This is a genomic window from Ktedonobacterales bacterium (assembly GCA_036557285.1).
Classification (GTDB): Bacteria; Chloroflexota; Ktedonobacteria; order Ktedonobacterales; family DATBGS01; genus DATBHW01.
The window spans coordinates 63,560-78,863 of record DATBHW010000029.1; the positions used below are offsets into that span (position 1 = coordinate 63,560).

12 protein-coding genes are annotated in these 15,304 nt (G+C 61.9%); 9 read left to right on the forward strand and 3 right to left on the reverse strand.

Annotated features, from left to right (window positions below):
• Nucleotides 1-100 precede the first annotated feature (100 nt).
• Genes asd through thrC form a run of 3 tightly spaced genes read right to left on the reverse strand, consistent with a single transcriptional unit; the run spans nucleotide 101 to nucleotide 4,886 of the window.
• Nucleotides 101-1,189 carry an aspartate-semialdehyde dehydrogenase gene (asd, locus tag VH599_08900; protein HEY7348415.1) on the reverse strand — a complete coding sequence of 363 codons (1,089 nt, stop codon included), beginning with the start codon at nucleotides 1,187-1,189 and terminating at the stop codon, nucleotides 101-103.
• Between the two features lie 38 nt (nucleotides 1,190-1,227).
• Nucleotides 1,228-2,673, reverse strand: coding sequence for an aspartate kinase (locus VH599_08905; protein HEY7348416.1), 1,446 nt, complete (start codon nucleotides 2,671-2,673; stop codon nucleotides 1,228-1,230).
• Nucleotides 2,664-4,886, reverse strand: coding sequence for a threonine synthase (gene thrC / locus VH599_08910; GenBank protein ID HEY7348417.1), 2,223 nt, complete (start codon nucleotides 4,884-4,886; stop codon nucleotides 2,664-2,666). Before thrC ends, VH599_08905 begins: the two co-directional genes overlap by 10 nt.
• 455 nt (nucleotides 4,887-5,341) lie before the next feature.
• Here thrC and VH599_08915 point away from each other — a divergent pair, with 455 nt between their 5' ends.
• The 9 genes from VH599_08915 (at nucleotide 5,342) to ilvD (ending at nucleotide 15,252) form a co-directional block, all read left to right on the forward strand.
• Nucleotides 5,342-5,614, forward strand: coding sequence for a hypothetical protein (locus VH599_08915; GenBank protein HEY7348418.1), 273 nt, complete (start codon nucleotides 5,342-5,344; stop codon nucleotides 5,612-5,614).
• A gap of 153 nt (nucleotides 5,615-5,767) precedes the next feature.
• Nucleotides 5,768-7,549: a biosynthetic-type acetolactate synthase large subunit gene (gene ilvB / locus VH599_08920; protein ID HEY7348419.1), complete on the forward strand. Its 1,782-nt coding sequence runs from the start codon at nucleotides 5,768-5,770 to the stop codon at nucleotides 7,547-7,549.
• Nucleotides 7,546-8,070, forward strand: a complete 525-nt coding sequence (gene ilvN / locus VH599_08925) for an acetolactate synthase small subunit (protein ID HEY7348420.1) — start codon at nucleotides 7,546-7,548, stop codon at nucleotides 8,068-8,070. Before ilvB ends, ilvN begins: the two co-directional genes overlap by 4 nt.
• 66 nt (nucleotides 8,071-8,136) lie before the next feature.
• Nucleotides 8,137-9,198 (forward strand): ketol-acid reductoisomerase, encoded by a 1,062-nt coding sequence (ilvC, locus tag VH599_08930; protein ID HEY7348421.1) that lies wholly within the window; start codon nucleotides 8,137-8,139, stop codon nucleotides 9,196-9,198.
• Nucleotides 9,199-9,341: 143 nt separating this feature from the next.
• Nucleotides 9,342-10,613, forward strand: a complete 1,272-nt coding sequence (locus tag VH599_08935) for a 2-isopropylmalate synthase (protein HEY7348422.1) — start codon at nucleotides 9,342-9,344, stop codon at nucleotides 10,611-10,613.
• 73 nt (nucleotides 10,614-10,686) lie between these two features.
• Nucleotides 10,687-11,967, forward strand: coding sequence for a 3-isopropylmalate dehydratase large subunit (locus tag VH599_08940; GenBank protein ID HEY7348423.1), 1,281 nt, complete (start codon nucleotides 10,687-10,689; stop codon nucleotides 11,965-11,967).
• The gene (locus VH599_08945; protein HEY7348424.1) at nucleotides 11,964-12,515 is read left to right on the forward strand and encodes a 3-isopropylmalate dehydratase small subunit; all 552 of its coding nucleotides are present in this window, start codon (nucleotides 11,964-11,966) and stop codon (nucleotides 12,513-12,515) included. Before VH599_08940 ends, VH599_08945 begins: the two co-directional genes overlap by 4 nt.
• Before the next feature lie 5 nt (nucleotides 12,516-12,520).
• Nucleotides 12,521-13,519, forward strand: a complete 999-nt coding sequence (locus tag VH599_08950) for a branched-chain amino acid transaminase (GenBank protein ID HEY7348425.1) — start codon at nucleotides 12,521-12,523, stop codon at nucleotides 13,517-13,519.
• A gap of 2 nt (nucleotides 13,520-13,521) precedes the next feature.
• A complete protein-coding gene (gene ilvD / locus VH599_08955; protein HEY7348426.1) occupies nucleotides 13,522-15,252 on the forward strand; it encodes a dihydroxy-acid dehydratase in 1,731 nt (576 codons plus the stop codon).
• Nucleotides 15,253-15,304 lie beyond the last annotated feature (52 nt).

Sequence of the window (15,304 nt, forward strand, 5' to 3'; positions counted from 1 at the left end):
AGAATGCCTCACACAACCGACGGTTGGCCCCACCCCTGCCGCCTGGAAGGACGGCGCTACACCCCCGCCCCTGCTCGTGCGGAGGGTGTGTGAGGCGTCCTTAGCGTTGGCTGGCCGGGCGTCCATCATCGCCCAGCCAGCCACGCGCCAGCAGCAGTTCTGCGTTCAGCACTGCTGCCCCGGCAGCGCCGCGAATCGTGTTGTGGCCCAGAACAATAAACTTCTGACCCAGGATCGGGCAGGGGCGCACGCGACCAATCGTAATCGCCATTCCCCCGCCAGCATCGCGGTCATAAAGCGGCTGCGGACGGTCCGGCTCCTCGCGCACCACGATAGGCGGATGCGGCGCGCTGGGCAGCCGCCGCTCCTGCGGTTCCGGGCGAAATGTCCGCCAGGCAGCGATAAGGTCAGCGGCGCTGATTTCCTCCTGCGCGAGTTCCACCGAGACGCAGGCCAGATGGCCCTCGCGCACCGCCACGCGCGTGCATTGGGCGCTCACGGTCATTGGCGCAGGGGCAATCTCACCATCCTGATAGACGCCCAGGATTTTCCTGGTTTCGCGCTCGATCTTCTCTTCTTCCTGTCCGATATATGGCACAACGTTGTCCAGCATATCATAACTGGCAACACCCGGATAGCCCGCGCCTGAGATAGCCTGAAGCGTCGTCACCTGGACGCGCCGGACGCCAAATGCATCGGCCAGCGGTTTCAGCGCCAGCGCGATCTGGATGGTTGAACAGTTTGGATTCGTGATCAGCAAGCCGGGCCACTCCCGCCTGGCCTGCTGGGCTGCCAGCAACGCAAGGTGATCGCCGTTCACTTCAGGAATCAGCAAGGGCGTATCGTCGGCCATGCGGTGGCTGCTCGCATTGCTAAAAACGACGTGGCCGCGCGCGGCCAGCAGCGGCTCGACAGCATCAGCCACAGACGCTGGCAGCGCGGAAAATACCACCGGAGCGTTCAACAGGGCATCCGGCGCGACTACTGGTAGATCGAGAATCTCAGTCGGCGGCGCTGATGGCAGCCTCCAGTTCACGACATCACCATAGCGTTGATTCAGGCTGCGCTCTGAGACTGCCACAACCGCGACCTCGAACCAGGGATGATCGGCGAGCAAAGATAGGAAACGCTGGCCGACCATCCCCGTCGCGCCAAGAACAGCGACAGGGATGCGGGCTGTGCGAGACATCTGGTACTCCATTCTCTTTTATCACGAACGCGATGCGATCATGAATGCGATGCCGCAAAACGCCGCTCAGGTTCTTCATCGTCCGGCGCGTGGCCGACAGAGCCGCATGAGACAGTCACAGCAGGCTCATGCCACGTTGGCTCGATAACCTCACGATGAATGCTGCGGATAGCCCGCTCAAGGTCGCGCTCGTACAGCACAAAACTCAGCGCCGACGGGCCGAGCGTCTGCGCCAGCGGCATCACCGCTTCGGCAGCCAGCGCCTGCTGGGCCTGCGCCAGCGCAGCGATGCCCAGTTCCTCACCAATCAGCGTGCACAGCGCCAGACCCTGCTGGATGCTGATACTGCTGATCTGCCCCTGGGCGCGCTCACTGGCATATTCCCGCGCCAGTTGCTCCAGCGCCGCAGCAGCCTGGGCCGCGTTGACAAAGACCTGCGGGTCATACCCCGCGCCAGGATATGCCGAAAGAACACTCTCAATGCCCGCCCTGGTCATAGCCTGGTACATCCTCCTGAACATATGGGGCGTCTCCGGCAAACCATCGCCAATAAGCGCAATGGCAGCGAGGCCGCGCCGACCTGTAACCGCCTGGGACGCGCCGCGCTGCGCTCTGCTGTGCGCGGTAATCAGCGTACCCGGATGGTCGGGGCGAAACGTGTTGCGCACCCGCATAGGAATGCCCTGGCGCGCCACCGGGGCCACCGACAGGGGATGCAGCACTTTCGCGCCGGAATACGAGAGCCGCCCTGCCGTTTGTGGCGAGACGACTGGCAGGATTCGTGCCCGCTCAACTATGCGCGGGTCGGCGCTCAAGAGTCCATCCACATCGGTATAGATCCAGCAGGCATCTGCGCGCAGCGCGGCGGCCAGCAGCGTGGCCGAGTAATCCGAGCCGCCGCGCCCCAGCGTAGTGATGCGCCCATCAGGCATACGCGCAATAAAGCCCGGCGCCACCAGCAGCCCGCCGCCTGCCAGCGCGAGCGTTTTTTCAGCAAGGCTGCGGGTCGCCTCGGTCAGCGGCGCAGCATGTTCGTCGGTTGCAATGATCGGATCATCCCAGGCCAGCGCCGACTGGCCCAGCGCGCCCAGCGCCCCGGCCACCAGAGGCGCCGCCAGCCGTTCGCCCCACGAGACCAGCGCATCGCTGGCGGCAGTTGATCCATCCCGCTTCGCCAGAGCATCCGCAGCCATCGCGCTCAGCACTTCAAGTCGCTGGTTGAGCTTTGTCCAGTCGGCTTCAGGGCTGATGTCCCTGGCAGCATCCTCATGGCGATTGATCAGCGCGGCAAGCTGGTTTTCACAGGCGGCGGCATCGCCCAGGGCTGCTGAACGAGCTAGCTCCAGCAGGGCGTCAGTCACGCCCGACATAGCCGAAGTGACGACAACCGGCTGCTGGTCTCGATGCGCAAGGACAATGCGGGACACATGCAAGATGCGCTCGCCAGAGCCAACCGAGGTGCCGCCAAATTTCATCACCAGCATAACGACGCCTCCCCCGCTGCCTCTTGTGCCAGAGTGATCGACGCGGGATCTTTGAGCAGATTCCCGGTGAGAATGGCAACAACAGTGGCTTCAGGGGAGATGATCCCTTCAGCAACAAGCCGACGCGCGCCTGCAACCGACACCGCCGACGCCGGTTCGCAGCCAATACCCGCGCGATCAATGACCGCTTTCGCGCGAAGCATCTCCTGGTCAGTTACCTGCGCCACCACCCCATTGGTTGCCTGGATAACAGTCCTGGCGCGCGCAAAACTTACCGGATCGCCGATGTTGATCGCGCTGGCAAGGGTGGCCGCCTTCACCGGCTGAAGCGCGGTAAACCCCGCCCGGTAGCTCTGGTAGAATGGGTTCGCCCCACTCGCCTGCACCGAGGCAATATGCGGAACGCGGGCAATCACCCCAAGCTGATAAGCGCGCAGCAAGCCCATTCCCAGGGCCGACGTGTTGCCCAGGTTGCCCGCCGGAAGTACGATCCAATCAGGCGCGTCCCAGGAAAGCTGCTGCGCCAGCTCAAATGCCAGGGATTGCTGGCCGAGAATGCGAAAAGGATTGAGCGAATTGAGCAAATAGACGCCCTGCTCCAGACACATCTGCTCGACATCGCGCATGGCCTGGTCAAAATCACCGGCAACCTGCTGGATTTCCGCGCCATAGGCGATGGCCTGGCTTAACTTGCCACGCGCCACTTTCCCTTCTGGCAACAAGACAATGGCGCGCAGCCCAGCCTGCGCCGCGTAGGCCGCCATCGAAGCCGAAGTATTGCCGGTGGAAGCGCAGGCGACAGCCGTTGCCCCCAGCCACTGCGCGATGCTGACCCCAACCGTCATGCCACGATCTTTGAACGAGCCGGTTGGGTTTTCGCCCTCGTGTTTGAGCCAGAACCGGTCCAGGCCCACGAAGTCGCCAATGTGCCGATGCCCACCCTGCGCCTGAGCGCGCCCGACAGGATACAGATTGGTCTGGCCTTCCGGGCGTGTGACCGGCTGCGCCTCTGGCAGCGGGAGCAGCAGTTCACGGAAGCGCCAGACCCCACTGCGATTCAACGGCTCGACGGAACCAAGCCGTTCATCAAACAGACGCTTCCAGGCAGCGCCAGCGCGCTCAGCGCCAGCATGTCCCAGGGTAACATCCAGCGGATTGCCGCAGACGCAGCGATAATCTTGCCGTTCAAGCGAGAACGAGCGCGCACACTCCGGGCAGGAAAGGGCTGGCGCTGGCGCTGCGAACGGACCGACATTCACCCTCGCTCCCTCTAGCTCAGGCTCGACAATGACCGCCCGACCCTCGATCTGAAGCGCCTCGGCTCGCCGCTTCAGCGCCGCTGCCACGTCTCCGGCGTTTTCTTTTGCCAGCGCCAGAATCGTTGGGCCACCACCCGAAAGGCACGCGCCATAGGCCCCCGCAGCGCGGGCTGCCGCCAGGAGATCGGGCAGTTGTGGGAAAAGCTGCGCGCGGTACGGCTCGTGGAAGCAATCCTGCATGGCAGGGCCAAGCGCATCCAGATCGCCGGTTGCCAGCCCGGCCAGCAGCAGGGCCACGCGCCCGGCGTTTTCGACCGCATCGGCCCGGCTATAGCGATCAGGCAGCAAATTACGTCCAGCCACCGTATCCATTGAGAATGCAGGCACAAAGAGGACGGCGCGTAATCCAGCAGGGATGGGCGCGCGGATGGCTCGCCAGGAGTCACGCTGCTGCTCTCTGCTGGTGACGACCAGGCCGCCCAGCAGGGCAGCGGCTACATTATCGGCATGCGCGCCATGCTCCAATTGCACAGCCGCGCTGAGAAGGTCCAGCCGCTGCGCCGCCGGACAGAGATGCCCCGCCAGCGCCTCCGCTGCAAGCACTCCACCAACCACAGCGGCGGCGCTGCTCCCCAGGCCACGCCCTGGCGGGACGCCCATACTCATACGGATGCGGGTGGCGGGTACAGGGACATTTCGGGCAGCCAGTTGCGCGGTAAACGCCTGGTAGAACAGGTTATCTTCATCCCCAGGCAGCGAGGCGCCAGCCGGGTCGTCGCCCCAGGCAGAGGTAATATCAATGGCCGGTCGGTAGTTCGCCGGAGTGGCTACCGAGAGGATTTCAACATCGAACGAGGTATACAGGCCAAGAGCCAGTCCCAGGCAATCGAAGCCTGGGCCAAGGTTGGCGCTGGTAGCAGGCACGCACACGCTTATACGAGATGGGGCAGACATAGGCATTCTCCCTTTGCAAACACGATCCGTTGTTTTCCCTGTCCATCATGGAACAGGCGAGCGCCGCGCGAACCCTGCGCATCGGATGCGCCAGGAGCGCCACGAGCAGATGTGCTGGCAAATGGGTAATGCCGCCGGGGGTGAACCGGCGGATTTTTCCCTCCTCGCATGACAGGCGAAACAGTCGCATGCGCATGACCTCAACAAAAAAGCCCTTCAATTCCCACCCAGGGAACGAAGAGCTACACTGCGTCTCCGAAATCCACAGTGCGAGTATAACATGCATAATCCCCCTTTTTCAAGGGGATAAAAACTGCTCGCTCTCACAGATTTTAGCGAAAATACAGGCAAAACGGGGTTGACAATTTCCAAAGTGTCAGGTACACTCATCGTCAACGAAGGGCCAGAAGTCTTCTCTGGCTTCCCGATGGTATCGCAGACACTGGAGGCAAGTAATGCAGCGTGTTGAGTCTGAGCCAGCTATGACTGCACTGTTCGCAGATCATAGGGCTGCTGTCTCCACGTTTGCTCCATCTAGCCTCTCCTCATCGTCAGCGCCCGCTTCCGTCCTTCCCGTCATCTTCGTGTCAATGATTAGCCTTAGCGCCTTTGTGCTGCTTCGCACGCTGGCGCTTAGCAGCCTGGTGCTTACCGGCCCCGCCGGATCGCGGGTTCGCGGCGGAGCGGGGCTAGCACCGATTGACACAGGCGAGACGCTGGGAGGTTAGGGAGAGCGCAGCCGCTCACCCCATCACCAAAGAAGGTTCTCTTACAATGAGAGCTTCCCAAGCTGGGAAGCTCTCATTGTTTTTTGCCCTCCGTTTTTTGTTCTCCTGCGTGAACCGCCGGGACGTTTAGCAATTTTCCAAAGGAGCAAAGCGATGGCCGTATCTATCAGCAGCACTCATCCTCAATCATCTGCTCAGGGACGCCAGGATGTAGACACAGAGCAGAAAACCGGCGCCAGGATTCTTTGCGAGGCGCTCGAACAAGAAGAGGTGGAAGTCCTTTTTGGCTATCCTGGCGGCGCAATCATGCCGTTTTATGACGCGCTCACCTCCTCATCTCTGCGGCACGTACTGGTGCGCCACGAGCAGGCCGCAGCCCATGCCGCCGATGGCTATGCCCGCGCAACCGGGCGCGTCGGCGTCTGCGTCGCCACCAGCGGCCCAGGCGCGACCAATCTGGTTACTGGTCTGGCAACCGCCTATATGGATTCTGTACCGCTAGTAGCGATTACCGGCCAGGTGGCGCGGCGCTTCATCGGCACTGATGCCTTTCAAGAGACTGATGTCATTGGTGTCACCCAGCCTATCACCAAGCACAGCATTCTGGTCAGGTCTGTTGACGAACTGGCCTATGCAGTCCACGAAGCGTTTGCTATTGCCCGCAGTGGGCGGCCCGGCCCGGTCCTGATCGACGTTCCCAAGGATGTACAGCAGGCGACCGCTGCTGCGCCCGCCGCGCATCGGCCAGCGCCCCCCTGGCGTCCCACGCTCACCGCAAACCTCGACGAATCGGCGGCGCAGGCGGCAGCTATCATTGACGCGGCAGAACGCCCGCTGCTGTTTGCCGGACATGGCATCATCCTCTCCGGCGCGTATGCCGCGCTGCGCGCCTTTGCCGAGCGCGCCGACATTCCGGTGATTACTACACTGCTTGGCATCAGCGCCTTCCCCGATTCACACCCTCTCTGCATCGGTCTGCCCGGCATGCACGGGCGCGCCGAAGTCAATCGCGCCATCCACGCCTCAGATGTCATTGTGGCGGTGGGCATGCGGTTTGATGACCGGGTGACAGGCGCCGTCAGCCAGTTTGCGCCCAAAGCCCGCGTCATTCATATTGACATTGACCCTTCCGAAATGGGCAAAGTGCTGACGCCTGCCGTTCCCATCGTCGCCGATGCCCGCATCGCGCTTGAGGCGCTGACAGCACGAGTAGCGCCTGCCCGGCATGATGAGTGGATGAAGACCATCCAGAGTTGGAGCCGCGAGGCCGAACAGAACGGTGAAACGCCGCCCGCATCACCTCACTCGACAGACGCCCGCGCCTGTCCACAGCCGCAGGAGATTCTAGCTGCCATCCGGCAGGCCACGCGGGGGCGGGCGCTGCTGGTCACGGATGTGGGCCAGCACCAGATGTGGGCGGCGCGCTTCTATGGCTATGACCAGCCGAACAGTCATCTCACCTCCGGCGGCCTGGGAACAATGGGCTTTGCGCTGCCTGCCGCGATGGGCGCCGCGCTGGGCCGACCCGACGAGCCGATCTGGGTCGTTGCCGGGGACGGCGGCATCCAGATGAACATTCAGGAACTGGCGACCATCGCCGAACTGGGTTTGCCCATCAAGGTAGCAATCTTCAACAACGGCTACCTGGGCATGGTGCGCCAGTGGCAGCAGTTCTTTCATCAGCGCAACTACTCCGAAACCCGCCTGACCGGCCCGGATTACGTCAAGCTTGCCGACGCCTACGGCATCGCAGGCTTCCAGGTGCTGCGCGCCAGCGATGTGACCTCCGCCGTGGAGCGGGCTATGTCCATCGCTGGCCCGGTGCTGATTGATTTCGTGATCGAGCAGGAAGCCAATGTCTACCCTATGGTTGCTCCAGGCCAGGCCAATATCAACATGATTCATCAAGCTCCAGCGACAGGAGGCAGCCAATGAGCGATTCAAGACTTACATACGCATCAGCGACGCCAACAACTGGCGAACAGTATGTGCTGGTGCTGCTGATGCGTGACCGGGGCAACGCGCTGGAGCGGGTGCTGGGTACCCTGCGCCGTCGGGGGCCAGCGTTCTCCACCGTGAATCTGGTCGCTACGGAAGCGCCGGATACGGCGCGGCTGACCATCACCCTTCAGGGAACACGAACAGCGGCAGATCACGCGATTGAACATCTCCGTAAGCTGGTTGATGTGCGCTGGGCAGCAGTTATTCCAACCAGCGGCACAGAGGAACAGGTGCTGCTGCGCGAATTCGCTCTCATGCGCGTGGCCTGTGATCCGCAAAGCCGCCGCGAAGTCATGGGGCTGGCTGAGCGATTCGGGGCGCGCGTGGTAGATATTGCCGATAGCTCGCTTACCCTGGAGATGAGCGGCTCCCCTGATACCATCGAACAACTGCTGGGGCTGGCGCAGCCCTTTGGCATTCGTGAACTGACGCGAACCGGCCAGGTAGCGATATAGCCTTGTGGCTCAAGAGGAAACTCAAGAGGAATCATAAGCGGAAACTCAAAAGAAGGAGCATTTCTCATGGCAAAGATGTATTACAACGCCGACACCGATCCCCAGGCCATCAGAAACAAACGTGTTGCCATCATCGGCTATGGCAGCCAGGGCCATGCCCATTCCCTGAACCTGCGCGACAGCGGCTGTGAGGTTATCGTTGGCCTCTACGAAGGCAGCCCCAGCCGCGCAAAAGCCGAGCGGGACGGGCTGACCGTTCGCAGCGTCGAGGCTGCCGCCGCCGGGGCGGATGTAATTATGATGCTCATCCCCGATCAACATCATCGTCAGGTCTACGAACGCGATGTCGCGCCGGGGCTGGCTCCTGGCAAGCTGCTCATGTTCGCGCATGGCTTTGCCATCCACTACAGCCAGGTCATTCCCCCAAAGACCATTGATGTCGCAATGGTCGCGCCCAAAAGCCCAGGTCATATGATGCGTCGCATCTATCAAGAAGGCGCGGGTGTCCCTGCCCTCTGGGCGGTACATCAGGACGTGACCGGCGAAGCCGAAAAACTGACGCTCAGCTATGCACACGCGCTCGGCAGCACCCGCGCGGGCGTCCTGCGCACTACCTTCGCCGAGGAAACGGAAACCGATCTCTTCGGCGAGCAGGCTGTGCTTTGTGGCGGCGTCACCGCGCTCATCAAGGCGGGCTTCGAGACATTGGTCGCGGCAGGCTATCAGCCAGAACTGGCTTACTTCGAGTGTATGCACGAGATGAAGCTGATTGTCGACCTGATGTACCAGGGCGGCATGAGCTACATGCGCTACTCGATCAGTGACACAGCCGAGTATGGCGACTACACGGCTGGCCCACGCATCATCACCGATGCTGTGCGCGCCACCATGCAAGGCTTGCTCAAGGATATTCAAGATGGCTCCTTTGCCACCCGCTGGATTCTGGAGAACCAGGCTGGCCGACCAGCCTTCAACGCGATGCGCCGCGCTGCCCGTGAACATCAAATCGAACAGGTGGGCAAAGAACTGCGCGGAATGATGTCCTGGTTGCAGCCGCGCGCTGACGCTGGCAACGAAACACCAACGAAGCCCGCTGCCGCGCAAGAGACCGTACCCGCCGGGGACTAACAAATCGGCGGGCGCTTCGTTTTAGCCCGCGCAGGCGGGCTTTGTGGCGAAGCCTCCAGCCGCGACTTTAGTCGCCAGGCCCCATTATTTCAATGTCGCAGCGTAACGGCGCTGTTGCCTGAGAGAGAAAACGAGGAACAACGATGATTAGCGGAGCTAACACCCCCGACCGTATGGACGTTGATTCCATTGGCGCGCTGGTCGCCGAAAACAACGGCTCGCAAGACAGGCCGGTTCGCCCCATCCATATCTTCGATACCACCCTGCGCGATGGCGAACAGTCGCCTGGAGCCAGCATGACCTTTGATGAGAAGATGCAGGTTGCCGAGCAACTGGTTCGGCTGGGCGTGGACATCATCGAGGCCGGTTTCCCGTCGGCGTCGCCGGGCGATCTGGCAGCCGTCCGCGAGATCGCGCGACGCACGCGAGGAACGGCGGTGGCCGGGCTGGCGCGCGCCAATCATGCTGATATTGACGCCTGCCGTGAAGCGCTTCAGGATGCCGAACATCCGGTGCTGCACGTCTTCATTGCCACCTCCGATCTGCATCTCCAGTACAAACTGGCGATGACCCGCGAGGAAGTCCTGGCGCGCATCAACGAGATGGTGCGCTATGGCCGTCGCTTTTTTGCCGACGTGGAGTTTTCCGCAGAAGACGCGACCAGAAGCGACTGGAACTTTCTGAGCCAGGTCTTTACGACGGCGGTCCGCGCGGGCGCTTCGGTGGTTAACATTCCCGACACGGTGGGCTACACCATGCCAAATGAGTATACAGCCTTGCTCACCCATCTGCGTCGGACCGTTCCAGGCATCGAACAGGTGACGATGAGCGCCCACTGCCACGATGATCTGGGGATGGCGACAGCCAACACACTGGCCGCAATCGCGGCGGGCGTGGGTCAGGTGGAGGTAACGATCAACGGCCTGGGCGAGCGCGCGGGCAATACGGCGCTGGAAGAGGTGGTCATGGCGCTGCGCACCCGCGCCGACGCCTACGCTGGCTATACGACAGGCATCGTGAGCGAGCAGCTTGTTCCGGCCAGTCAACTGGTCAGCCAGATCACCGGCATTCCGGTGCAGCCAAACAAAGCCATTGTCGGCGCGAACGCCTTTGCGCACGAGGCCGGTATCCATCAGGATGGCATGCTGAAGCATCGCGGCACCTACGAGATCATGGAGCCGCGCATCGTCGGCTGGGCCGAATCAAAGCTGGTGCTGGGCAAGCATTCTGGCCGACACGGCTTCGACGCCCATCTGCGCAAGCTGGGGATACGGCTGCGCGGCGAAGAACTCCAGCGCGCCTATGAGGGCTTTATCGCCTATGTTGATGAACACAAGACAGTGGGCGATGACGACCTGCGCCGCATCGCCGAGTTTGCCCAGCGAATGACGCTGCGCCAGCAGGCCAGCGCGTAATCAGAGCAGGCGGTTAAAATCGCTGGCCCGTAGGCGCGGTTTTAACCGCCTGCTGTCCGTGAGGGAATAAGCGATGGGTTCAACAATGGCTGAAAAGATGCTCGCCAGCCATGCCGGAAAGAGGCGGGTAGAAGCAGGCGAGATGATTGACGTGCGAGCCGATATTGTCATGGCAAACGACATTACCGGCCCGCTGGCGATCAAAGAGTTTCACAAAATCGGCATTGACCGGGTGTTTGACCCCAGGCGGGTCATCTTCGTTTCCAGCCACTTCACTCCCGCCAAAGATATTCAGTCGGCCCAGCAGGCCGGGATTCTGCGCAAGTTTGCCCGCGAGCAGGGGACCGTCTATTTCGAGATCGGGCGCGGCGGCATCGAGCATGTCGTCCTGCCAGAGCAAGGGCTGGTCGTCCCTGGGCAGGTGGTGGTCGGCGGCGACTCACATACCTGCACCTATGGGGCGCTGGGCTGCTTTGCTACCGGCATGGGTTCGACAGACATCGCGGCGGCGCTGGCAACCGGCGAGGTCTGGATGCGCGTGCCGCCCACCATCAAGTTTGTCTATCATGGCGAGCACCCTCCCTGGGTCAGCGCCAAAGATATGATCTTGCAGACCATTGGCGCTATCGGCGTCGAGGGAGGGCGTGGCGCGGTCATGGAATTCAGCGGGGAAGCAGTGGCCGGTCTGAGCATGGAGGGCCGCCTGACGATGGCAAATATGGCGATTGAAGCCGGAGCCGACGCCGGGCTGTTCCCAGTTGACGAAAAAACGCTCTCTTACGTGGCGGCGCGGGCCAAATGGCCCTATGAGGTGGTCGCCAGCGACCCCGACGCCCACTACACCCAGGTATTTGAGTTCGATGTCTCCGCGATGGAGCCAATGGTGGCCTGCCCCTATGACCCGGCCAACATCAAGCCGGTGAGCCAGGTAGACCAGCGTCCGCTCGATCAGGTCTTCATCGGTTCCTGCACCAATAACCGCATCGAAGACCTGCGCATTGTGGCCGATCTGCTGCGCGGGCGCGTCATTCATCCCGACATACGCTGCATCATCATCCCCGGCTCGGTGGAAGTCGAGCGTCAGGCATTGCGCGAGGGCTTGCTTGAGGTTTTTCAGCAGGCCGAAGCGGTGATCGCGCCTCCCGGCTGCGGCCCCTGTCTGGGTGGCTATATGGGTGTGCTTGGTCCTGGCGAGCGCGCTGTCTCCACCAGCAACCGCAATTTTCGCGGGCGCATGGGCCACCGCGACGCCGAAGTCTATCTGGCAAGTCCGGCAGTTGCCGCCGCCTCGGCGCTGCTGGGGCGGGTTGCCAGCCCCGCTGAGATTGTGCGCGAGGAGGTACCAGCGCGATGACAGATACGCTCTCCATGATGATCCCAAGCGAAGGCAAAGCCTGGGTCTTTGGCGATAACATTGATACCGACGTGATTATCCCCGCCCGTTACCTGATGACCACCGACCCGGCGGAACTGGCGAAGCACTGCATGGAAGATAGTGATCCCGGCTTTGCCGCCAGCGTGCGTCCTGGCGATGTGATCGTGGCTGGCAATAATTTTGGCTGCGGCTCCTCGCGCGAACACGCGCCCCTGGCGATCAAAGGCGCGGGCATTGGCGTGGTGATCGCCCCATCGTTCGCGCGCATCTTCTACCGCAACGCGATCAATATTGGCCTGCCCATCCTGGAATGCGTCGAAGCGGTGGCGGCGATCCAGCCAGGCGATACGCTGCGTGTTGATCTGGCGAGCGGGCGCATTGAAGATGTGACCACCGGCCAATCCTTCCAGGCGCTGGCGTATCCTGAATCTATCCTGCGTATCATCGAGGCGGGCGGCCTGATTGCCGCCACCCGTCAAAAACTCCAGGCAGCAGGCAAACTGTCAGCAGGTACAATAGAGAGGTAATGGGTATGGTTCATCACATTACTCCCCCAACAACCCCGGCAAAGGCAGCCGCGCCCGTCATCCCTACTGTGGCAGCGGAGCAGGGACTCGCCTACTTTGGTGGAGCGATTGTGCCGATGAGCGAAGCAACAGTCAGCGTGTCAACACATGCCCTTAACTATGGCACCGGCTGCTTCGAGGGCATTCGCGCCTACTGGAATGCTGAACAAGAGCAGCTTTACGTTCTCAAGCTGCGCGAGCATTTTGAGCGGTTTGCCAGTTCGCAGCGCCTGCTCAAGATACAGATACCAGAGTCCGTTGACGCATTGTGCGAAATCACGCTTGAGATGCTGCGTCGGCAGAACTTCCGCCAGGATGTCTATATCCGCCCGCTGGCCTATAAATCGTCCCGAACCATCAAACTGACATTAAGCAGCCTTGAGGATTCAGTAACCATCTTTGCCTTTCCGATGGGCAATTACGTAGACATCAGCAGCGGCCTGCATGTCAGCATCTCTTCTTGGCGGCGCGTCAGTGGCAATGCCATTCCGGTGCGCGCCAAGACGGTTGGCGCGTATATCAACAGCGCGCTGGCAATTGACGAGGCCACCGCTGCTGGCTACGACGAGGCGATCTTTCTGACCGAATCTGGCAATGTCTCCGAGGGCAGTTCTTGCAATCTTTTCCTGGTGCGGCGCGGCCAGTTCAGCACTCCGCGCACCTCCGACGATATTCTCGAAGGCATCACGCGCAATGGTATAATCGAGATGGCCCGGCGCGACCTCGGTATCCAGACCCGCGAGCGGGCGATTGATCGCACCGAACTCTATGACGCGGACGAAATCTTTCTCACCGGCACAGGAGTGCAGATTTCGCCAGTGACCCGTATCGAGGGCCGCCCCATCGGCAATGGTCAGCCTGGCCCGATCACGATGGAGCTTCAGCGCCGCTATCTGAGCGCCGCGCGTGGAGACGACCCTGATTACGCGACGTGGTGTACATCCGTCTATCCCGCCAGGAGTTGAGTATGTCTGAAAACCATCATGCGCTCAACGCGCGCAGCCGCCCCTTGCTTGAGGGGACTGATCGCGCCGCTGCCCGTTCGATGCTCAAAGCCATTGGTTTGACCGACGCCGATCTATCCCGGCCTCTCATCGGCATCGCCAATACCTGGACCGAGATCGGTCCCTGCAACTTTCATCTGCGCCGCCTGTCTGCCAAAGTGAAAGAAGGCGTGCGCGCCGCTGGTGGCACACCGCTGGAGTTCAACACCGTCTCCATCTCCGATGGCATCACGATGGGGACTTCCGGCATGAAGGCTTCGCTGGTCAGCCGGGAGATCATCGCCGACTCCATCGAACTGGAGGCGCTGGGTAACTACTTCGATGGCCTGATTGTGCTGACCGCCTGCGATAAGACCATGCCGGGCAGCATCATGGCGCTGGCGCGCGTGAACATCCCTTCGCTGATGCTCTACGGCGGCTCGATTGCGCCGGGGCGCTATCGAGGCCGCGATGTGACGGTGCAGGATGTATTTGAGGCCATTGGCGCTTACACCGCCGGAAAGATCAACCGCGAGGATTTGCAAGAAATCGAGGGCGCGGCCTGTCCGGGGCCGGGCGCGTGCGGCGGCCAATTCACCGCTAATACGATGGCGACCTTCGCCGAAATCCTGGGCATCTGCCCGATGGGCCTGGCCGATGTCCCGGCAATGGACGCGGAAAAGGATAACGTATCGTACCGGGCAGGCCAGCTTATCATGCAGATGATCGAACAAGACCTGACACCGCGCAAGGTCATCACGCGCGCCTCGCTGGAAAACGCTGTTGCCGCCGCTGCTGCCAGCGGCGGCTCAACCAACGTCGTGCTGCACAGCCTGGCGATTGCCCGCGAGGCAGGCATTCCCTTTACCATTGACGATATTGAGGCCATCAGCAAGCGTACACCGCTGATCTGCGATCTGAAGCCAACCGGGCGCTTCTTTGCGCTGGATATGTATCGCGCCGGAGGCATACGCCTGCTGGCACAGCGGCTGGTGGAAGACGGCCATGCCGACGGAAGCTGTCTGACGGTGACGGGCAAGACCCTGGCCGAAGAGAGCGCCAGCGCCCGTGAAACCCCAGGGCAGGAAGTCATCCACACCTGGGAGCAAGCGATTAGCCCGAATGGCGGGCTGCATATCCTCAAGGGCAACCTGGCTCCGAGCGGTTCTGTGGCAAAACTCAAAGGGACCGAACCGCGAGCGTTCCGGGGGCCAGCGCGCGTCTTTGACAGCGAACACGCCGCCTTCGAGGCCGTCAAACAGCAGGCCATTCAGCCGGGCGATGTGGTCGTCATTCGCTACGAGGGGCCGGTTGGCGGGCCAGGCATGCAGGAGATGTTGCAGGTGACGGCGGCGCTTATCGGCCAGGGGTTAGGCGGCTCGGTCATGCTCATGACCGATGGGCGTTTCTCCGGGGCAACGCATGGCCTGATGATCGGGCATGTTGCGCCGGAGGCTGCCGTTGGCGGTCCCATCGGCCTGCTTCAGGAAGGCGACACCATCAGCGTTGATGTTGACGCGCGCAGCCTGAACGTAGACCTGAGCGCCGACGAACTGGCCGCGCGCCGCCGCGCCTGGACGCCCCCAGTCCCACATTATCCCAGCGGCGTGATGGCAAAATACGCCGCGCTGGTGGCGCAGGCCGATGATGGGGCCATCACCAACCGGACATATCTGGCTGCGCAGCCCACGTCGGTGGGTAGCTCTTCCAGTTAAAGACAGCGGCTCCTCAGTAGTTCACAGCCCAAGGGCGCGCAGCGCCGCCAGG